Genomic DNA, 19,334 nt, shown 5'->3' with positions numbered 1-19,334 from the left:
GGGATCTCCCGGCGGGGTGGTTTTTCGTTCACCAGCCGAACAGGTTCCGCATGATCCGCGCGCAGCGCTCGGTCATCGCCGCGGCGTCCTGGTCCGGCTGGTCGATCCACCAGCTGATCAGCGAATCGACCACGCCGGTCCACACCTGGGCGATCGCCTCGATGTCGCGATCGTCGTCCAGGCCCCGCGAGTGCATCAGCTGGGCGGCGCCGACCAGTGCGAACCCGTCGAGCCGGTAGCGGTAGTCGATGGCGACGCCGGCGATCTCACCCGTCGAGGGCACCGTCGGGTCGCGGAGCAGCTTCCAGGCGTACCGGTCGTTGTCGAACGTCTCGAAAATGGCCGAGAGCACCGCGAGCGGCATCCGTTCCGGCGGTTCGGCCTCCGCCGCCATCGTCTCGGCGACGCCTTCGGTCAGCCTGTCCCCCGCGCGGTGCAGGCAGGCCAGGTACAGCCCGTCCTTCGAGCCGAAGTACTGGTACAGCAAGGGTTTCGTGACGCCGACCCGGCGGGCGATCTCCACCATCGACGCCCCGGCGTACCCGTTCCTGCCGAACTCCTCCGTCCCGGCGCGCACGATCTGGGTCTCCCGCTCTTCGCGGGGCACCCCCTTCGTGCCGACGGCCCTTGCTTCTGTCACGGCGGTTATCTTACCCTGAGGTAAGTGACCCTTGGGTAAGTTACCTGATGGTCAGATAACGGGGGCGGACGAGGGAGAGGTGCGGTGGCGGATTTTCTTGCCCATCTGAGTGACCCGGTGCTGCTGGCGACACCGGTGTTCCTGCTGTTCGTCGCGATCGAGATCCTCGCGCTGCACGTGCTGGGCCACGACGACAACGTCATCGGCTACAGCGTCAAGGACACCCGCACGAGCATGTCCATGGGCGCGGTGGCGGTGGTGATCAACGGCGTCTTCCGCATCGTCATGCTCTTCGTGTTCGCCGCGCTCTACGAACTCGCGCCGGTGAAGTTCAGCCCGCACGACTGGTGGACCTGGGTCCTGATGCTGCTGGGCCAGGAGATCGTCTTCTACGCCTATCACCGGGCGAGCCACCGCGTCCGGCTCATGTGGGCGGGCCACCAGGTGCACCATTCGAGCGAGCACTACAACTTCTCGACGGCGTTGCGGCAGAAGTGGACCCCGTACTTCCAGCTGCCGTTCTGGTCGATCCTCGCGCTGGCGGGCATCCCGCCGTGGATGATCCTCACCGGCCTGTCGATCGACCTCGTGTACCAGTTCTTCGTGCACACCGAGAAGATCCGGAAGCTGCCGCGCTGGTTCGAGTACGTGTTCAACACGCCTTCACACCATCGTGTGCACCACGGCAGCGATCAGGAGTACCTCGACGCGAACTACGGCGGCATCCTCATCATCTGGGACCGAATGTTCGGCAGTTTCGTGCCGGAGGGCAAGCGCCCGACCTACGGGCTGACCAAGAACGTCGGCTCCTACAACCTGCTCAAGGTCGGTTTCCACGAATACGGCTCGATCCTGCGCGACGTCCGCGCGGCCGGGTCGTGGCGGGACAGACTCGGCTACGTGTTCGGCCCGCCGGGCTGGCAGCCCAAGGAGGCGCTAAGCGCTCCTGCGCAAAGCGGGTGAGTTCTCCGGGCGGATCTCCGGTGGCAGGCTCTCCAGCGGCGGCCGCTGCGTGAGCGCCACGTCGGTGAGCACGAGTTCCCGCTCGACGGATTCCCCCGCCCCACGCCGGAATTGGGCGAGCGACGTCGCCGGGGGCGCCGCGGAGATCACCCGGCCGCCGCGTTCCAGCCGGTCCATCAGGGTCAGCATGATCTGCGCGGACATCCGGCCGAGCGCCTGCGTGCTCTGGTGACGGTGCGTCCGGTGACCGAGGTCGACCTGCGCGAGCGCGTCGAGCCCGTGCAGTTCGAGCAGGTCGATCAGATGGCCGACCTCGACGCCGTAATGCGTGACGAACGGGATGCCTTCGAGCACTTCGCGTCGTCCCGCGTACTCGCCGGCGAGCGGCTGGACGAAACCGGCCAGCTCCGGCCAGTACATGTTGAGCAGCGGACGGGCGACGAGTTCGGTGACGCGGCCGCCGCCGTCGGGTTCGACGCCCGCCGTCCCGGCGAGCGGACGGTGGTAGAAGCCTTTGACGTAGGCGATCCCGGGGTCGGTCAGCAGCGGCCCGAGCAGTCCGGTCACGTAGTCCGCGGTGAAGTCGCGGAGATCGCCGTCGACGAAGACGACGAGATCGCCGGTGGTCTCGGCGACGCCCTTCCAGAGCGCTTCTCCCTTGCCCGTGAGGCTTTCCAGCTCCGGGAACACCGCGTCCTGCGCGACGACGTCCGCTCCGGCCGCCCTGGCGACGACGGCTGTCGCGTCCGTGGAATGGCTGTCCACCACCAGGATCTCGTCCACCAAGGGGAACCGTTCGACGAGTTCGCGCCGGATGGTGCCGACGATCGCACCGACCGTCTCCTCCTCGTCGCGGGCCGGGATCACCACCGAAACCCGCGTCCCGCGTTTGGCGGCGACCAGCTCCGCCGCCCACCAGTCACCCGCCCGGCTGCTGCGCCGCGCGAGCCACGTGCCGACCTCCACCGATACCCGCATGGCTCCACCCTTCCGTCGAAGATCACCTCTCCGGCGATCTTCGAGTGCGGCTGTTTCCATCGGTCGTCACCGCGGAAACCGCCGCGTTACGCCTGCCCGCCGCGGGTTAACGCCTGAGAGAGGACCTCGCCGGTGCGACGCTTCGCGAGGTAGAACGCCGCCTCGTGCGGTTTCGCCCCGTTGTCGACCGTGTAACCGCTGTCCAGGACACCGTCGGCGCCGGGGAACAGCCCGCTGAGATCCGGCCGCGCGGCGACGAGATCGTCCCGGTCGGCCAGGTTCACCCAGCGCGCGACGCCGGGCGGGACGGACGGGGGCTGCGGACGGGTCCGTTCGTAGACCACCGTGCGCAGGCCCAGCGGCGAGCCGAGGGTGAGCAGCAGCGGCAGCGGACGGCCGTGCAGGTGGGCGGCCTCGTAGGCGACGACCGAACCGAGCGAATGCCCGACGATCACCTCGGTCTCCGGCCCGACGAGCTCGGCGACGCGCTCCTGCACGCGCTCCCGGATCGTCTCGTCGGTGAGGTACAGCGTCACCTGTTTGAGTGCCTTGACCACCACGCGTTCGGCGAACGCCACCCCGAGCCTCGCGAACGGCTTCAGCCGCACCAGCGCGTTCAGCACCGGACGGGCCGCCGCGCGCACCCCTTGGGTCTCCCCCGCCGGACCAGCGAGCAGGTCCAGTTCGGCCTTCGCCCGGTTCCGGTCCGCCTCGCGGGACGCCGACGAAGCCGCGTTCCGGAGCCATTCCGCCGCCAGGGTCTCGGCGAGCGCCCACTCGTCCGCGGTGAGTTCGTCCGTGCCGCCCTGCTGGCCGTCCTTGCGGAACAGGTCACCGTAGAAGGCCATCCGCGCGTCGCCGGGCCGGGCGTCGCGCCACACGGCGTCGGCCAGCGCGGAGTCACCGGCGAGGCGGACGCCGCCCGCCAGACTGGGCAGCCATTCGGCCTCGAGGGTGTCCGCGGACTTCTGTTCCTGGGCGATGCCGTGCACCAGAACGATCCGAGCCATGGCGCACAGTATCGCGGGCCGCCCTTGCCGGTGACCGTCCGATGAGACAAAGTGATCTCCGTGGGAGAGCGGAGGTCGTTGGTGGTCGCGTCGCAATGCGACTCACTGAACCTTCTCTCGTTCCTCCCCGACGCGGGGCATCAGGTGTCGACGGCCCTGCTCGACCCCGAGATCGGCGGCTGCGTGCCCGCCCTCGGAGACGGCCGCGGCCTGCTCGTCGACCCGACCATGGTCGAGCTCGACGACGCGCTCGTGGAGGCCTTCGAGCGCGCGTCGGACGACGAGGCGACGCTCTTCCTTTCGCTCGTCGGCCACGGCGAGTACGCCGACGACGACTTCTACTTCCTCACCAAGGACACCGGCCTGCCGGTGGACAGCCGCCGGTCGTTCCTGTTCGCCCAGCGCATCAAGGAACTCCTAGGCCGGTACTCGTTGCTCGACGGTCTGGTGATCCTGCTCGACACCTGTCACGCCGGCATCGGAGCGAGGCAGGCGGGTCAACGCTGGCTGAGGATCGTCGGCGAAGCGGGTAAGCGCTTCGACCTGCTCACCGCCTCGGACGACCGCGTCGCGGCCAACGGGTGCTTCAGCCGGTCGCTGGTCTCGGTGCTGCGGTCGGGGCACACGGAGTTCGGCGAACGCGTCCGGTGCGCGGATCTCAAACGGGTGATCACCGGCCTGTGCCCGATGCAGACCGCCATCCACCTCGGTTTCGACGGCACCCGTGAGGTGGCCGAGGCCGATCAAGGGCTGTGGCTCGCGCTGAACTCCTCCCCCGCTTGGCGGCGTTCGCCGCTGGCGGGTAACCCCGCCGCGCCCACGATCGAACGGCTGACCGCGAACTATCAGCCGGATCCGAAACTCGGCGAGACCGTCGGGCGCCTGCTCACCGGCGCCCGGCTGGTCGCAATCAGCGGTGAAGCCGGCGCGGGGAAGTCGACCATGCTGGCCGCGCTCGCCCGGCCGTCGGTGGCGGGATCCTATGTGCCGCCCGACTTCCTGCACGCCGTCCTGTTCGCGGGCCGCGGTGACACGGCCGAGCGGCTCGCGCGGGAACTGGCCCGCCAGCTGCGGCGCACCGTGCCCGGTTTCGCCGAAGCCGAGCAGGCGCACCGCGCCGGTCTCGACGACGCCGCCCGCAGCGGCGCGAGCGCCTTCGACCTGGCGCTGCTCGGTCCGCTTCGGACGCTCGCTCCACAGTGGACCGGAGCGCCGGTGCGGATCGCGATCGACGGGCTCGACGACCTCGACCCGGACGTCCGGGAACGGCTGTGCGGACTGGTCCGGAGCCTGTCGACGGAAGCGGGCTTGGAACCGGTGACGACGGTCGTGGCGACGCGGGAGCCGGCGCGCCTTCCGGCCGCGGCCGAAGTTCGCCTGGAGATGGCCGGCGGCTTCGAGCCGCCCGGCGGCTGGGGGCAGCCGTCCGTCGAACCGGTTCCCGTGGCGCGGGAACCGGCGGACAGCGGCGGTTGGGGCGGCTACGACACCGGTTCACCCACTTCGCCGAGGATCACCCCGGCCACGCTGATCCTCGACGTCCCCGGTCAGCCGCCCGCGTACCACGAGCTGTCCTTCGGGCTCACGACGCTCGGCCGCAGCAGGAACGCCGCGATCCGGCTCGGGGACTCGCGGGTGTCCCGGCTGCACTGCAAGATCCGCTGGGACGGCACGAACGCGTGGCTGACCGACCTGGATTCCGCCAACGGCACCTTCGTCAACGGGCAGCGAGTACCGGAAGCCGAGCTGGTGCACGGCGACGTGCTCCGGCTCGGCGATTCGAAGGTCACCTTCATCAGCGTCGCGCAGGCGGACGACGAGGAGGCCGACGCCGAGCAGGGCACCGGCGCGGTGGCGTCGCCGCGGCCGGGACACGCGGTCCTGCTGGACCTGCTGACGCTGGCCGCCACCCGCGGGCCCATCCCGATCTCGATCCTCACCGCGGCGAGCGCGGCGGCGGGTGGCCCGGATCGGCGGGTCCACGTCCGCGACTTCCTGGCCGGGCTCGGTGACTCGGTCAGCCGGACGCGCGCGGGCCTCGCCGACGAAACCGTCCTGCTGACCTCCGACGCGCCCGCACTTTCCCCGGATACGGCGACCCGGCTCCATGCTCGGCTGGCGGCGGCGACCTCGGAGGTGGCACTGGTGACCGGAGACGACGAGCCGACGCTGGAACAGGGCTATGCGGCGGCGAACGAGGCCGAGCACTTCTGGCTCGCCGGACTCCACGAAGACGCCCTCGCCGCGTTGGAGCGCCGGGCATCGCACATCCCCGTCGAGAACCGGGAACGCTGGGCGGCCTGGGCGCGGCGCGCGGAACGGGAACTCGGCGAGACCGACCGGATGACGTTGCGCTGCAAGGCACGGCACGCGACGTGGACCGGCAAGGCGGGCGACGCGGCCGCGGCACTCGCCCGGTTCCAAGAGCTGTTGCCGATCGCCACGGCCACCCTGTCGAGTGGCGACGAAGAAGTCTTGAGCATTCGCCACAACATCGGCTACCTCCTCATGGAGCTCGGCCGCTTCGAAGAGTCACGGGCGGCGTTCGAAGCCCTTGTCCGGGACGCCACCCACGCTCTCGGAGCCGATCATCGCGAGACGCTGCACGCCCGGCACTTACTCGCGGTGGCGACGGGCAAGACCGGGAACGGGGCGGAGTCCCTCCGCCTCTCCCGGGAACTGCTGCCGCGGGCGAAACAGGCGCTGGGCGACGACGAGATCGTCGGCCACGTCCGGCACAACATCGCGTTCTGGAGCGCCGAAATCGAGCACCCCCCCCCGTCGTTTTGGAGTACCGAAGGCTCCTCACCGAAGCGACGGGACGGCTGAATGAACGCCATCCCGACGTCCTCGACCTCCGGTTCGGCCTCGCGCTCGCCCTGGCCAAGGCGGGCCAGGTCACCGAGGCTCTTTCGACCTGGACCCTGCTGCTCGGCGATTCCGTCGAGGTCCGCGGCGAACGGCACGACGAAACCCGGAAGATCCGCGAGCAGCTCGACCACTGGGGTACGCGGGAGTGAGCGGTGAGCGCACTGCGGATCGCGCTCCTGACCTACCGCGGGAACCCGCGCAGCGGCGGTCAGGGCGTGTACGTCCGGCATCTGAGCCGCGAACTCGCCGCGCTGGGGCATCGCGTCGAGGTGCTGTCCGGGCCTCCGTACCCGGAGGTCGATGACGGCGTGCGGTTGACGAAGATCCCCGGGCTCGACCTGTTCGCGGAGCCGAATCCCTTCCGGACACCGCGGCCGAAGGAACTGCGTGATCTGCCGTCCTGGGTGGAATTCCTCGGCATGCGGCGCGGCGGCTTCCCCGAACCCCTCGCGTTCTCCCTGCGTGCCGCGCGCCATCTCGCGAAGCGCCGGGCCGAATTCGACCTCGTCCACGACAACCAGGGGCTCGGCTACGGCATGCTCCATTGTGGACTGCCGACGGTCGCCACCGTCCACCATCCGATCGCCGTGGACCGGGCGTTGAAGCTCGCCACCGTCACCGGACGCGACGCGGCACGGGTCGCGCGGTGGTACGGGTTCGTGGAAATGCAGCACCGCGTCGCGCGGCGGCTGCCGACGCTGACGGTGTCCCAGGCATCCCGCGCGGCCATCGGCCGGGAAATGGGTGTGCCGGAGGACCGGATCCACGTCGTCCCGCTCGCCGCCGACAGCAGGGTCTTCCGGCCGCGCCCGGAGATTTCGCGGGTCCCGGGGCGCGTCGTGGCCACCGCCAGCGCCGACGAGCCGTTGAAGGGGCTCGAACATCTCCTGTCGGCGTGGGAACGGATCGAGGGCGAACTGGTGATCGTCGGCAAACCGAAACCCGACGGCCCGGCGGCGCGGGCACTCGCCCGGCTCGGTCCCGGCGCCTGCGTCCGCTTCGTCAGCGGGCTGACCGACGACGAACTCGCGCGGTTGCTCTGCTCCGCCGAAATCGCTTGTATCCCTTCGCTGTTCGAGGGGTTCTCGCTTCCGGCCGCCGAGGCGATGGCCTGCGGGACACCGGTCGTCGCGACGACGGGCGGGGCGCTTCCCGAGGTCGTCGGCGACGCGGGGATCCTGGTGCCGCCGGGCGATGTCCCGGCGCTCGCGGAAGCACTCACCAAGGTCCTCGGCGACGAACACCTGCGCGCCGACCTCGCGGCCCGCGGCCTGGAGGCGGCCGGGGCATTGAGCTGGCGGCGCACCGCCGAGGAGACCGCGGCGTACTACCGGCGCGTCCTCGGCCGGGAGCGTGCGGGATGCTGACCGTCGACTTCGACCGGTTCCCCGTCGGCCCCGGCGACCGCGTGCTCGATCTCGGCTGCGGGGACGGCCGCCACGCCTACGAGGCGTACAAACGCGGCGCGGACGTGGTCGCCGCCGACCTCGACGACACCGCGCTCAAACACGTGCGGGACATGTTCGCCAACCTGGCGGAGGCGGGCGAGGCTCCCGCCACCGCTTCGGCGCTGGCCGTCCGCGCGGACGCCCTCCGGCTTCCGTTCCCGAGCGGTTCGTTCACCCGGGTGATCGTGGCCGAGACGCTGGAGCACATCCACGCCGACCGGAGGGTGCTCGCGGAGGCGAGCCGTGTCCTGGCGCCCGGCGGCAGGCTGGTGGCGACCGTGCCGCGCTGGTGGCCGGAGCGGATCTGCTGGCTGCTCTCGGACGCGTATCACGAGGTCGAAGGCGGGCACATCCGGATCTACCGCCGCCGCGAACTGCTCGGCAAGCTCAGAGACGCGGGGCTGTCGACGACCGGCGGCCATCACGCGCACGCCCTGCACTCGCCGTACTGGTGGCTGAAGTGCGCTGTCGGTCCCGACGAAGAGCACCGGCTCTGCGCGCTGTACCACCGGTTCCTGGTCTGGGACATCATGCGGAGCCCCCGGCCGGTGCGGTTCGCCGAGTGGGCGCTGAATCCCGTGCTCGGCAAGAGCCTCGTCGTCTACGCGCGCAAACCGTGAAGGCCACCGCCGCCGGTATCGCGGACGTGCAGCGGCCCGACGGCGGGATCCCCTGGGAGACCGGCGGGCACCTCGATCCCTGGAACCATCTCGAAGCCGCCATGGGACTGGACGTCGCCGGGTTCAGCGCCGAGGCCGAAGCGGCGTACGACTGGCTCGTCCGGAACCAGCGTCCCGACGGATCCTGGGCTGCCCGGTACAGCGGCGGCGGAATCGACTTGTCCACTATGGACACGAACTTCACCGCCTACGTCGCGGTCGGGACACGGCACCATTTCCTGTTGACCGGAGACCGCGTCTGGCTGGAGCGAATGTGGCCCGTCGTGGACAGGGCCATCGACGCCGTCCTTCGGCGGCAGCAGCCGTCGGGTGCCATCTCCTGGCGCGACGACCCCGGAATCCGGTTGGTCACGGGATGCAGCAGCATCCACCACGCGCTGACGCAGGCGCTCGCGCTCGCGTCCACGCTGGGGCTGGACCGTCCACAATGGCGGGACGCGGCGCACCGGCTGCGGGCGGCCCTGATCGGCGAGCCGCGGCTGTTCGCGCCGAAACCGCACGCGATGGACTGGTACTACCCGGTTCTGGGCTCCGTGGTGACCGGTGCCGACGCCTCGGCGCAGCTGGCGGCGGGCTGGGACCGGTTCGTCGTACCCGGCCTTGGGGTGCGCTGCGTGCACCACGAACCGTGGGTCACCGGCGGGGAGACCGCCGAACTGGCGCTGACCCTCGCCGCCCGCGGCGACCGGGCCCGCGCGGCCGAACTCCTCGCGTGCCTCACCCGCCTCCGGCTCGACGACGGCTCGTACTGGACCGGCTATCAGTACGCGGACGAGGAATTCTGGCCGGACGAGCGCACCACGTGGACCTCGGGCGCCGTCCTCCTGGCGACCGCCGCCCTCGATGGCGACCCGGCCACCTGCGAAGTCTTCGGCGAACACCGCATTTAGTCCTCTGGATGCGGTCCTTGCTTGTGCAAGTACCGCATCCAGAGGACTAAATGCGTGCTACTCAGGCCTCGTCTTCCTCCAGCATGTCCGGGGTGACCGCGGATTCGGTGTCCGGAATGCCTTGTTCCTTCGCCTTCTTGTCGGCCATCGCCAGCAGGCGGCGGATCCGGCCGGCGACGGCGTCCTTCGTCATCTGCGGATCGGACAGCTGGCCCAGCTCTTCGAGCGAGGCCTGCCGGTTCGACAGGCGCAGTTTGCCCGCGGCGAGCAGGTGCTCCGGCGCGGAGTCGCCGAGGATGTCCAGCGCGCGCTCCACCCGCGCCGCCGCCGCGACGGCCGCGCGGGCCGAACGCCGCAGGTTCGCGTCGTCGAAGTTCGCGAGCCGGTTCGCGGTCGCGCGCACCTCGCGACGCATGCGCCGCTCTTCCCAGGCGAGCACGCTCGTGTGCGCGCCGAGCCGGGTGAGCAGCGCGCCGATGGCGTCGCCGTCACGCACGACGACCCGGTCCGCGCCGCGGACCTCACGTGACTTGGCCTGGATGCCCATCCGCCGGGCGGCGCCGACGAGCGCCAGCGCGGCCTCGGGGCCGGGGCAGGTGACTTCGAGCGACGACGAGCGCCCGGGTTCGGTGAGCGAACCGTGCGCCAGGAACGCGCCGCGCCAGGCGGCTTCCGCGTCGGCGACCCCGCCGGACACGACGGCGGCGGGCAGGCCGCGCACCGGACGGCCGCGCTGGTCGATCAGACCGGTCTGCCGGGCGAGTCCCTCGCCGTCCTTGACCACCCGCACGACGTACCGCGTGCCCTTGCGCAATCCGCTGGAGGAGATGACGTGGACGTCGGACTGGTGCCCGTACAGTTCGTGGATCTCCTTGCGCAGCCGCCTCGCCACCGAACCGGTGTCGAGTTCGGCCTCCACCACGACACGGCCGGCCACGATGTGCAGCCCGCCCGCGAATCGCAGCATCGACGCGACCTCCGCGCGGCGCGGGCCGATCTTGGTGATCTCCAGCCGGCTCAGCTCGTCCTTCACGGCGGCGGTCATCGCCATCGCTGCCCCTCCATACCTTCAGCTCCTCCCCCGGTGAGACTCCAGAGCGTCTCGCATACAGCCCGCGAGCGCATCAGGATCATGCCGCCCCGTCACGACCGGGTCAGCCACCGCCCCCAGCAACGCCCGCGCGCCCAGTCTCCCGGCCGCGTCCCGCAACCGGGCTGGTGAGGGCACCGAGTCCCGGTCCGCGATGACCGCGTCCACCCGCAATTCCGGGGCGTGTTCGAAGAGTACGTCCAAATGCTTCTCCGGCGAGAACCCCGCGGTCTCCCCCGGTTGGGGGATCAGGTTGAGGATCACGACCTTCGTGGCGTCCGTTCGGAGCAACGCGTCGTGCAGATCCGGTACCAGCAGATGGGGCAGCACACTGGTGAACCACGACCCCGGGCCGAGGAACACCACGTCCGCGCCGAGCACCGCCTCGATCGCCTCGGCGCAGCCGCGCGGCGGCCGATCGGCCTGGCCGGCCGGGTGGAGGCTGATCCGGTGCACCTGCCCCGGCGTCGTCGCCACCGCCACCTGACCGCGGATCCGCCGGAGCGCCCCGGGATTCTCGGCGTCCAGCCCCGAAACCTCGCCCTGGATCTCCAGCGGTTCGGGTGACATCGGCAGGACCCGGCCGGAGATGCCCATGAGCCTGCTCGCCTCGTCGAGCGCGGCGACCGGATCCCCGAGCACCTCGAACAACCCGGCCAGCAACAGGTTCCCGACCGCGTGCCCGGCGAGCGCGCCGTCACCGCCGAAGCGGTGCTGGAACACCTCCGCCCACAGGGTCCCGCCGTCTTCGGCGGCGAACGCGGCGAAGGCCTGCCGCAGGTCGCCCGGCGGCAGCAGCCCGAGTTCCCGGCGCAGCCTGCCGGACGAGCCCCCGTCGTCCGCGACGGTGACCACGGCGGTGACCTGCGAGGTCACCCGGCGCAACGCGGTGAGGGTGGCGTGCAGGCCGTGCCCGCCCCCCAGTGCGACCGCGCGCGGTTCACTCGCGGCCAAGGTCGCGGTGCACCACCTTCACGGCCATACCGTCCTCATTGGACAGACGCTGGGCGAGCTCCTCGGAAATGGCGACACTGCGGTGCTTCCCGCCCGTGCAGCCGACGGCCAGCGTCAGGTACCGCTTGCCCTCGCGCTTGTAGCCCGCGCCGATCAGGCGCAGCAGCTGGTGGTAGCGGTCGAGGAACTCGTCCGCGCCCTCCTGGCTGAGCACGTAGTTGCGGACCTCGCCTTCGAGACCGGTGTGGTCGCGCAGCTCCGGGATCCAGAACGGGTTCGGCAGGAAGCGGACGTCCATCACCAGGTCGGCGTCCATCGGGAGGCCGTACTTGTAGCCGAACGAGAGCACGGTGACGCGGGTCTGCGTGCTCGACTCGGAACCGAAGGCGTCCTCGATCTTGGCGCGCAGGTCGTGCACCGAAAGCGACGACGTGTCGAGCACGAGGTCGGCCTCTTCCCGCAGCGGCTCCAGGAGCGTGCGCTCGGCGGTGATGCCGTCGGCGAGCCTGCCGTCGCCCTGCATCGGGTGCCCGCGGCGGACGGCCTCGAACCGGCGCACCAGCACCGCGTCCGTGGCCTCCAGGAACAGGACACGCGGCTTGTACCCGCGGGCGTCGAGGTCCTTGATGACCGAAGCCAGGTCGTCGGTGAACGCGCGCGAGCGCACGTCCATCACCACGGCGACCTTCGTGATCGCGCCCCGCGCCTGCGCGCCGAGCTCGACCATGGTGGCGATCAGCTCGGGGGGCAGGTTGTCCACCACGAACCAGCCCAGATCCTCCAGGCATTTCGCGGCGGTGCTGCGGCCGGCGCCGGACAGACCGGAAACGACCGCGACCTCCATCCCCGAACCGCGGCCTTCTTCTTGCGCACTCACGATGGTCCCTTCACCGGTCACGTACTGGACTCCCCCGCCGCCGCGGCTGTCTCCCCTGCGAGTGCCGCGACGACCGCTTCGGCGGTGCGCCTGCCGAAGCCGGGCACCGCCTCGATCTCCTCTATCCGCGCTTCGCGGAGTTTCTTCACCGAGCCGAAATGCTTGATCAGCGCGGTACGGCGAGCCTGCCCCAGTCCGGGCACACCGTCCAATGCGGACACCTGCATCCGCTTGGACCGCTTCTCCCGGTGGTACCGGATGGCGAAGCGGTGCGCCTCGTCGCGCAGCCGCTGCAGCAGATACAGCGCGTCGGAGGTGCGCGGCAGGATCACCGGATCGGGATCGCCCGGCAGCCACACCTCCTCCAGCCGCTTCGCCAGGCCGACCACGGCGACGTCGGTGACGCCCAACTCGGAAAGGACGTCCGCCGCGGCCGTGGCCTGCGGGCCCGCGCCGTCGACGACCAGCAGGTTCGGCGCGTACGCGAACTTGCGCGGTTTGCCGGTCTCCGGGTCGATGCCCGGGCGCTCCGGATCGACCTCGGCACCTTCGGCGTTCTCTTTGAGATAGCGGTAAAAACGGCGCCGGACGACCTCGGCGATCGAAGCGACGTCGCCCTCTTCCGCGGCCTCGCGCAAGGCGAAACGCCGGTACTCGGACTTGCGCGGGATCCCGTCCTCGAACACCACGAGCGAGGCCACCACGTCACTGCCCTGGATATGGCTGATGTCGACGCATTCGATGCGCAGCGGCGCGGTTTCCAGCGCCAGGTAATCCTGCAGTTCCGCCAGCGCGGCCGAACGCGCCGTGAGATCGCCGGCGCGGCGCAGCTTGTGCTGGGTGAACGCCTCGCCGGCGTTGCGCGTCACCGTCTCCGCCAGCGCGCGCTTGTCCCCGCGCTGCGGCACCCGCAGGCTCACCCTCGACCCACGCAGCCCGGAAAGCCATTCACCGAGCGCCTCGGCGTCGGCGGGCAGCTCGGGGACGAGGACCTCGCGCGGCACCGGCGACCCGAGCTCGGGGTCGTCCGCGCGTTCGGCCTCCTCACCGTAGAACTGCGTGAGGAAATGGTCGACGAGATCCTTGACGTCCATCTCCTCGGCCTTGTCGATCACCCAGCCGCGCTGGCCCCGGACCCGGCCGCCGCGCACGTGGAAGACCTGGACGGCGGCTTCGAGTTCGTCGTGGGCGAAGGCGACGACGTCCGCGTCGGTGCCGTCACCGAGGACGACCGCCTGCTTCTCCATCGCGCGCCGCAACGCGCCGAGGTCGTCGCGCAGCCGGGCCGCGCGCTCGAACTCCAGCTCTTCGGACGCGGCCGCCATTTCCTGTTCCAGGCGGCGGATCAGCGCGTCGGTGCGGCCGGCGAGGAAGTCACAGAAGTCCTCGACGATGGCGCGGTGTTCGTCGGCCGAAACCTTGCCGACGCACGGAGCGGAGCACTTGCCGATGTAACCGAGCAGGCAGGGCCTGCCGATCTGGCCGTGCCGTTTGAAGACGCCCGCCGAGCAGGTGCGCGCCGGGAAGACGCGGAGCAGCAGGTCGAGCGTTTCGCGGATGGCCCAGGCGTGCGCGTACGGACCGAAGTACCGCACGCCCTTCTTGCGCGCGCCGCGATAGACGTGCAGGCGCGGGAACTCCTCGTTCATCGTGACGGCGAGGACCGGATAGCTCTTGTCGTCGCGGTACCGGACGTTGAACCGCGGGTCGAACTCCTTGATCCAGTTGTACTCCAGCTGGAGCGCCTCGACCTCGGTGCTCACCACGGTCCACTCGACGCTCGCCGCCGTCGTCACCATCTGGCGTGTGCGCGGGTGCAAGCCGGTGAGGTCCGCGAAGTAGGAGTTCAGCCTGCTTCGGAGGCTTTTCGCCTTGCCGACGTAGATGACCCTCTTCGTGGCGTCACGGAATTTGTACACGCCAGGGGCGTCCGGGATGCTCCCCGGCGAGGGACGGTAGGTGGTCGGGTCAGCCACGCCGCCAAGCCTATGGGGCACCACCGACAGTCTTGCGAGCCCCCATGCTCTAGCCCTCATTCGAGTGGCGCCTACCACGATGCGGTCCGTATTTCATTACGTATACCGACCTAAGTCGGGTCTTCGGCCGGATCCGACGTTCGTTGGTTCCTAGCGGGTGAACCGGGTGATTACTTTCCGTCCCAGTTCCACTTCACTCGGTTCTTCGTCAGATGACGCTCGAAAGGACTCCTGCACCGTGAGCCGTCTTCGTACGCTGGGCGCCGCCACCCTCGCCGCCGCAGCCCTCACCATGACCGCCGGCGCGACCGCCTCCGCGGGCACCCCCACCGGTGTCCAGCCCAACATCGTGGGCGGCGGCACCGCCCCCACCGTGAGCTGGGGCGCCCAGGTCTACGTCAACACCCCGGGCCGTCAGTGGGACGGGTTCAACTGCTCCGGCAGCGTCATCGCCCAGCGCTGGGTCCTGACCGCCAAGCACTGCCTCGACTCCGACGGCAGCGGCATGCGGGTCCGCGTCGGCAGCAACCAGCTCCAGGGCGGGCGTGAGATCGCCGTCGACCGCAAGGTGTCCTCGCCGAACGGTGCCGACATCTCCCTGCTGCACCTGGCCTCCGACGCCGGTGTCACGCCGATCAGCCTGACCAGCTCGAACCCGCCGGTCGGCAGCACCAACCAGCTCTACGGCTGGGGCCGCGAGACCCCGACCGGCCCGCCCGCCTCGGCGCTGAAGGTGGCCGACGTCCGCGTCACCGGCAGCTCGCGCGACGCCTACGGCGGCCCGGCCATCCAGAGCGTCGGCATCAACGGCTCGGCGTGGAAGGGCGACTCGGGCGGCCCCCAGGTCTACAACGGCGTCCAGGTCGGTGTCGCTTCGACCGTGCAGAACCAGAGCGGCTCGAACATCCGCGGCACCAACAACTACGGCAGCGTCGCTTCGGCCCGCTCCTGGATCCGCTCGACCACCGGGGTCTGACCTCCACCCCGGTGAAAGGGCCCTCCGGGACGCGACCCGTCCCGGAGGGCCCTTTCGCGTCCGGGTGTCGGTGGGGTGTGGGACGCTCGCGGACATGCGGATCGCGACCTGGAACGTGAACTCGATCGGGCCCCGGCTGCCGAGGGTGCTGGAGTGGCTCGGCTCGGTGCAGCCGGACGTGCTGTGCCTGCAGGAACTCAAGAGCGGCACCGACGCCTTCCCCTTCGACGCGGTGAAGGAACTCGGCTACGAGACGGCCGCGTACGGCATCGGGCGCTGGAACGGCGTCGCGATCTTGTCCCGCGTCGGGCTGGAAGACGTGACACGCGGGCTGACCGGCGAGCCCACCTTCGAGGACAAGGCCGACGCGCGGGCCATCGGCGCCACCTGCGGCGGGCTGCGGCTGTGGTCGGTGTACGTGCCGAACGGGCGCGACCTGGAGAACCCGCATTACGCCTACAAACTCGCGTGGCTTTCGGCGCTGGAGGCGACCGTGCGGGAGGAGCAGACGCGCGGGCTGCCGTTCGCGGTGCTGGGCGACTTCAACATCGCGCCGACCGACGCGGACGTATGGGACATCGGCGTGTTCGCCGAATCGACGCACGTGACGGAGCCGGAGCGGAAGGCGCTCGCCGCGCTGCGCGATCTCGGGCTGTCGGACGTGTTCCCGCGGCCGCTGAAGTACGACCACCCGTTCACGTACTGGGACTACCGGGCGGGGAACTTCCCGAACAACAAGGGAATGCGGATCGACCTCGTGTACGCCGACGCGACGGTGGCCGGCGCGGTGACGGATTCCTATGTGGACCGTGAGGCGCGGAAGGGCAAGGGACCGTCGGACCACGCGCCGATCGTGGTGGATCTTTCGCTGTGAGCGGCCGGCGGGGGCGTGCCGGCTGGTCCTGGGTCGGGGTGGTCGTGAGTGGCGATTCGGGTTCTAACCCGAATCGCCACTCACGACCACCCCGACCCACCACGTTCCGGCGTCCCTGGCCGCCCGCGGTATGTGAGGGCCCCGAACGCGATGAAAGGCCCCTTCATCGCACGCCAGGGAGAGAGCCGCGTCAGCCTTCCCAGGCCGCCTTGTGCAACTTCCGCAGCGCCCGAACCGCGGCCACCGCGCGTTCCCGGTCCACCGCCTGCACGGCCATGACCGAGTAGTACTCGTCGTCCGGCAGCTCCAGCCGCGCCCACGAAGCCCCGTCCGGGAAGCTCACCGAGAGCACCTCGCTCCACGCGAACTTCTTGGTCATCAGCACGTTCCGGACCTCGATGCCGTCGGCGTCGGCCTTCACGCGCGCGGTCGCGAACAGCATCGTGCCCGCGGCGAGCAGGACCCCGATGCCGATCATCGCCGCCTGGTCGGACGGCTGGAAGATCACCCCGGTGTCCGAGCCGCGCAGCAGGACCGCGACGACCACGAACGTCGCCAGCATGATCACCGCCAGCACCGAGCACATCACCAGGGCACGGCGGGGCCGCACCACCACGACCTCGGACTCCGTCATCACATCCGCCTCGACGCTCACACGAAACCCCGCTCGGTCCATGGCTGGCGCAGGTTCCGCAGCGCGTGCGCGGCGTCCAGCGCGGCGACTGTCGCTTCGTAGCCTTTGTCCTCGACGGAGCCGGGCAGCCCCGACCGGTCGAGGGCCTGCTGCTCGGTGTCGCAGGTGAGCACGCCGTTGCCGACCGGGGTGCTCTCGTCGAGCGCGACCCTGGTCAGCCCCGCGGTCACCGCGTCGCAGACGTACTCGAAATGCGGCGTCCCGCCCCGGATGACCACGCCCAGCGCGACGACCGCGTCGTGCGTGCGGGCCAGCGCCTGCGCCGCGACGGGCAGTTCGACGGCGCCCGCGACGCGCACGACCGTCGGCTCCTCCTCCAGGTCGGCCGCCTTGGCCGCCTCGAGGGCGCGTTCCAGCAGCGCGCTCGTGATCTTCGTGTGCCAGCGCGTGGCCACGATCCCGAGCCGGATGTTCTTACAGTCGGACAGGTCGAGTTCGACGTCCGGACGGCCCTCGCCGCTCACCGCGTGCCACCTCCGTTGCCCTGGTCGACCTCGGCGCCGACCTGGTCGAAATGCTCCAGCTGGGACAGGTCGTGCCCCATCCGGTCCCGTTTGGTCTTGAGGTAGCGCAGGTTCTCCGGGTTCGGCGAGATCGGCAGCGACACCCGCCCGCTGACCCGCAGGCCGTAGCCCTCCAGCCCGACGCGCTTGGCCGGGTTGTTCGTCAGCAGCCGCATCGAGCGGACGCCGAGGTCGCACAGGATCTGCGCGCCGGTGCCGTAGTCCCGCGCGTCGGCGGGGACGCCGAGCTGCAGGTTCGCGTCGACGGTGTCCGCGCCCGCGTCCTGCAGCTGGTAGGCCTGCAGTTTGTGCAGCAGCCCGATGCCGCGACCCTCGTGGCCGCGGATGTAGAGCACGATGCCGCGCCCTTCCTTGGCGACCGCTTCCAGCGCGGCCTCCAGCTGCGGGCCGCAGTCGCAGCGCAGCGAGCCGAAGACGTCGCCGGTCAGGCACTCGGAGTGCACGCGGACCAGGATGTCCTCACCGTCGCCGATCTCGTCGTAGACGAACGCGATGTGCTCGATCCCGTCGAGCAGGCTGTCGTAGCCGACCGCCCGGAAGGTGCCCGCGGCCAGCGGGATACGCGCCTCGGCGACCCGCTCGACCTGCTTCTCGGTGCGCCGCCGGTACGCGATCAGGTCGGCGATGGTGATCATCTTGAGGTCGTGATCCGCGGCGAAGACCTCGAGTTCGTCGCGGCGGGCCATGTCGCCCTCGTCCTTCTGCGAAACGATCTCGCAGAGCACGCCGGACGGCGAGAGCCCGGCGAGCCGGGCCAGGTCGACGGCGGCCTCGGTGTGCCCCGGGCGCCGCAGGACGCCGCCCTGCTTGGCGCGCAGCGGGACCACGTGGCCGGGCCGCCGGAAGTCCGACGCCTTCGACGCCGGGTCGGCGAGCAGCCGGACGGTGTGCGACCGGTCGGCCGCGGAGATACCGGTGGTGATGCCCTCGGCGGCGTCGACCGTGACGCTGTACGCGGTGCCGCGCTGGTCCTGGTTCGTGTGGTACATCGGCGGCAGATCGAGCCGGTCCGCCTCGGGCTCGGTCAGCGCCACGCAGACGTACCCCGAGGTGTAGCGCACCATGAAGGCCATCAGCTCCGGCGTGGCCTTCTCCGCCGCGAAGATCAGGTCGCCCTCGTTCTCGCGGTCCTCGTCGTCCACCACGACGACCGGACGGCCCGCCTTGATGTCGGCGATGGCCGCCTCGATGGCATCGGCGTTCACGGCCACCCCGCCTCCACAGGGGGTCAGCCCGGCCGACCCCGGAATCGCACTCGTCTCGCTCACGCCCGCTCCTCCGTACCGCCATTGTCCCCCTGCGCGCGCAGGTGCGGCATGGCCAGCTTCTCGACGTATTTGGCGACCACGTCGACCTCGAGGTTCACCAGGTCACCCGGGGTGTTCCGGCCGAGGGTGGTCAGTTCGAGGGTGGTCGGGATCAGGGCCACGGAGAACTCCTCGTCGGTCACCGAAGCGACCGTGAGGGAGACGCCGTCGACCGCGATCGACCCCTTCTCGACGACGTACCGGGACAGCTTCTTCGGCAGCGCGAACGTGGTGAGTCCCACCTCGTCGCGTTTGAGGAAGACGCCGGTGCCGTCGACATGGCCCTGCATGATGTGCCCGCCGAGCCTGCCGCCCGCCGGCGTCGCGCGTTCGAGGTTCACGACGTCGCCGACGTGCACCTTCGCGAGGCTGGAGCGCTGCAGGGTCTCGTGCACGACATCGACGGTAAACTCACCGCCCGCCACCGCGACCACGGTGAGGCACACGCCACTCACCGCGATGGAGTCGCCGTGCCCGGCGTCGCTGGTCACCAGCGGCCCCCGCACGGTCAGTCTCGCGGCGTTCGGGATCTGCTCGACCGCGGTGACCTCGCCGAGTTCCTCGACAATGCCGGTGAACACT

The 19,334-nt window shown here is 70.5% G+C and carries 19 protein-coding genes; 8 read left to right on the top strand and 11 right to left on the bottom strand.

Annotated elements, in window-relative coordinates; genetic code table 11:
* Window positions 1–28: 28 nt before the first annotated feature.
* Window positions 29–640, bottom strand: a complete 612-nt coding sequence (locus ACZ1DY_RS16445; RefSeq protein WP_465484855.1) for a TetR/AcrR family transcriptional regulator — start codon at window positions 638–640, stop codon at window positions 29–31.
* 84 nt (window positions 641–724) lie between these two features.
* Here ACZ1DY_RS16445 and ACZ1DY_RS16440 point away from each other — a divergent pair, with 84 nt between their 5' ends.
* A complete protein-coding gene (locus ACZ1DY_RS16440; protein WP_465484854.1) occupies window positions 725–1,603 on the top strand; it encodes a sterol desaturase family protein in 879 nt (292 codons plus the stop codon).
* Here the strand turns inward: ACZ1DY_RS16440 and ACZ1DY_RS16435 are convergent.
* Window positions 1,577–2,581 carry a glucosyl-3-phosphoglycerate synthase gene (locus ACZ1DY_RS16435; RefSeq protein ID WP_465484853.1) on the bottom strand — a complete coding sequence of 335 codons (1,005 nt, stop codon included), beginning with the start codon at window positions 2,579–2,581 and terminating at the stop codon, window positions 1,577–1,579. The genes ACZ1DY_RS16440 and ACZ1DY_RS16435 overlap by 27 nt on opposite strands.
* Window positions 2,582–2,667: 86 nt before the next feature.
* On the bottom strand, window positions 2,668–3,591 hold the full coding sequence (locus ACZ1DY_RS16430; protein WP_465484852.1) for a hypothetical protein: 924 nt from the start codon (window positions 3,589–3,591) through the stop codon (window positions 2,668–2,670).
* Between the two features lie 60 nt (window positions 3,592–3,651).
* Here ACZ1DY_RS16430 and ACZ1DY_RS16425 point away from each other — a divergent pair, with 60 nt between their 5' ends.
* From ACZ1DY_RS16425 to ACZ1DY_RS16405, 5 genes are read left to right on the top strand one after another with little or no spacing between them, the layout of a single operon-like run.
* Window positions 3,652–6,420: an FHA domain-containing protein gene (locus tag ACZ1DY_RS16425; protein WP_465484851.1), complete on the top strand. Its 2,769-nt coding sequence runs from the start codon at window positions 3,652–3,654 to the stop codon at window positions 6,418–6,420.
* Complete coding sequence (locus tag ACZ1DY_RS16420; RefSeq protein WP_465484850.1) at window positions 6,378–6,611, top strand: hypothetical protein; 234 nt, start codon at window positions 6,378–6,380, stop codon at window positions 6,609–6,611. Before ACZ1DY_RS16425 ends, ACZ1DY_RS16420 begins: the two co-directional genes overlap by 43 nt.
* 3 nt (window positions 6,612–6,614) lie before the next feature.
* Window positions 6,615–7,829, top strand: a complete 1,215-nt coding sequence (locus tag ACZ1DY_RS16415) for a glycosyltransferase family 4 protein (protein WP_465484849.1) — start codon at window positions 6,615–6,617, stop codon at window positions 7,827–7,829.
* On the top strand, window positions 7,823–8,530 hold the full coding sequence (locus ACZ1DY_RS16410; RefSeq protein WP_465484848.1) for a class I SAM-dependent methyltransferase: 708 nt from the start codon (window positions 7,823–7,825) through the stop codon (window positions 8,528–8,530). Before ACZ1DY_RS16415 ends, ACZ1DY_RS16410 begins: the two co-directional genes overlap by 7 nt.
* The gene (locus ACZ1DY_RS16405) at window positions 8,527–9,480 is read left to right on the top strand and encodes a prenyltransferase/squalene oxidase repeat-containing protein (RefSeq protein ID WP_465484847.1); all 954 of its coding nucleotides are present in this window, start codon (window positions 8,527–8,529) and stop codon (window positions 9,478–9,480) included. The genes ACZ1DY_RS16410 and ACZ1DY_RS16405 overlap by 4 nt, the downstream gene beginning before the upstream one ends.
* Window positions 9,481–9,541: 61 nt before the next feature.
* Here the strand turns inward: ACZ1DY_RS16405 and whiA are convergent, their stop codons facing one another.
* Genes whiA through uvrC form a run of 4 tightly spaced genes read right to left on the bottom strand, consistent with a single transcriptional unit; the run spans window position 9,542 to window position 14,377 of the window.
* Window positions 9,542–10,531, bottom strand: coding sequence for a DNA-binding protein WhiA (gene whiA, locus ACZ1DY_RS16400; protein ID WP_072027837.1), 990 nt, complete (start codon window positions 10,529–10,531; stop codon window positions 9,542–9,544).
* An 18-nt stretch (window positions 10,532–10,549) separates the two neighbouring features.
* Entirely contained in the window at window positions 10,550–11,524 is a 975-nt protein-coding gene (locus ACZ1DY_RS16395) for a gluconeogenesis factor YvcK family protein (RefSeq protein WP_126731751.1), read from the bottom strand.
* Window positions 11,511–12,368 (bottom strand): RNase adapter RapZ, encoded by an 858-nt coding sequence (rapZ, locus tag ACZ1DY_RS16390; RefSeq protein ID WP_126731933.1) that lies wholly within the window; start codon window positions 12,366–12,368, stop codon window positions 11,511–11,513. Before rapZ ends, ACZ1DY_RS16395 begins: the two co-directional genes overlap by 14 nt.
* 50 nt (window positions 12,369–12,418) lie before the next feature.
* The gene (gene uvrC, locus ACZ1DY_RS16385; protein ID WP_465484846.1) at window positions 12,419–14,377 is read right to left on the bottom strand and encodes an excinuclease ABC subunit UvrC; all 1,959 of its coding nucleotides are present in this window, start codon (window positions 14,375–14,377) and stop codon (window positions 12,419–12,421) included.
* A gap of 238 nt (window positions 14,378–14,615) precedes the next feature.
* Here uvrC and ACZ1DY_RS16380 point away from each other — a divergent pair, with 238 nt between their 5' ends.
* A complete protein-coding gene (locus tag ACZ1DY_RS16380) occupies window positions 14,616–15,353 on the top strand; it encodes a S1 family peptidase (protein ID WP_126731747.1) in 738 nt (245 codons plus the stop codon).
* Window positions 15,354–15,447: 94 nt separating this feature from the next.
* Window positions 15,448–16,227, top strand: a complete 780-nt coding sequence (locus ACZ1DY_RS16375) for an exodeoxyribonuclease III (RefSeq protein WP_465484845.1) — start codon at window positions 15,448–15,450, stop codon at window positions 16,225–16,227.
* A 190-nt stretch (window positions 16,228–16,417) separates the two neighbouring features.
* Here the strand turns inward: ACZ1DY_RS16375 and ACZ1DY_RS16370 are convergent, their stop codons facing one another.
* Genes ACZ1DY_RS16370 through ACZ1DY_RS16355 form a run of 4 tightly spaced genes read right to left on the bottom strand, consistent with a single transcriptional unit; the run spans window position 16,418 to window position 19,333 of the window.
* The gene (locus ACZ1DY_RS16370; protein ID WP_126731744.1) at window positions 16,418–16,861 is read right to left on the bottom strand and encodes a PH domain-containing protein; all 444 of its coding nucleotides are present in this window, start codon (window positions 16,859–16,861) and stop codon (window positions 16,418–16,420) included.
* 17 nt (window positions 16,862–16,878) lie between these two features.
* Window positions 16,879–17,385, bottom strand: a complete 507-nt coding sequence (gene ribH, locus ACZ1DY_RS16365) for a 6,7-dimethyl-8-ribityllumazine synthase (RefSeq protein WP_034311710.1) — start codon at window positions 17,383–17,385, stop codon at window positions 16,879–16,881.
* The gene (locus tag ACZ1DY_RS16360) at window positions 17,382–18,656 is read right to left on the bottom strand and encodes a bifunctional 3,4-dihydroxy-2-butanone-4-phosphate synthase/GTP cyclohydrolase II (protein WP_465485670.1); all 1,275 of its coding nucleotides are present in this window, start codon (window positions 18,654–18,656) and stop codon (window positions 17,382–17,384) included. The genes ribH and ACZ1DY_RS16360 overlap by 4 nt, the downstream gene beginning before the upstream one ends.
* Before the next feature lie 53 nt (window positions 18,657–18,709).
* A complete protein-coding gene (locus tag ACZ1DY_RS16355; protein ID WP_126731741.1) occupies window positions 18,710–19,333 on the bottom strand; it encodes a riboflavin synthase in 624 nt (207 codons plus the stop codon).
* Between the last annotated feature and the right edge of the window lies 1 nt (window position 19,334).

The organism is Amycolatopsis sp. PSD-21 (genome assembly GCF_055561455.1).
Note: the sequence above shows the minus strand (reverse complement) of the source record. Positions and strands in the feature narration are given on the sequence as shown.

What these genes read in the sequence shown, in the direction of transcription:
- rapZ (WP_126731933.1), bottom strand. Translation starts at nt 12,368, where the DNA reads ATGGAGGTCGCGGTCGTTTCCGGTCTGTCCGGCGCCGGCCGCAGCACC.
- ACZ1DY_RS16370 (WP_126731744.1), bottom strand. Translation starts at nt 16,861, where the DNA reads ATGACGGAGTCCGAGGTCGTGGTGGTGCGGCCCCGCCGTGCCCTGGTG.
- whiA (WP_072027837.1), bottom strand. Translation starts at nt 10,531, where the DNA reads ATGGCGATGACCGCCGCCGTGAAGGACGAGCTGAGCCGGCTGGAGATC.
- ACZ1DY_RS16435 (WP_465484853.1), bottom strand. Translation starts at nt 2,581, where the DNA reads ATGCGGGTATCGGTGGAGGTCGGCACGTGGCTCGCGCGGCGCAGCAGC.
- ACZ1DY_RS16430 (WP_465484852.1), bottom strand. Translation starts at nt 3,591, where the DNA reads ATGGCTCGGATCGTTCTGGTGCACGGCATCGCCCAGGAACAGAAGTCC.
- ACZ1DY_RS16375 (WP_465484845.1), top strand. Translation starts at nt 15,448, where the DNA reads ATGCGGATCGCGACCTGGAACGTGAACTCGATCGGGCCCCGGCTGCCG.
- ACZ1DY_RS16410 (WP_465484848.1), top strand. Translation starts at nt 7,823, where the DNA reads ATGCTGACCGTCGACTTCGACCGGTTCCCCGTCGGCCCCGGCGACCGC.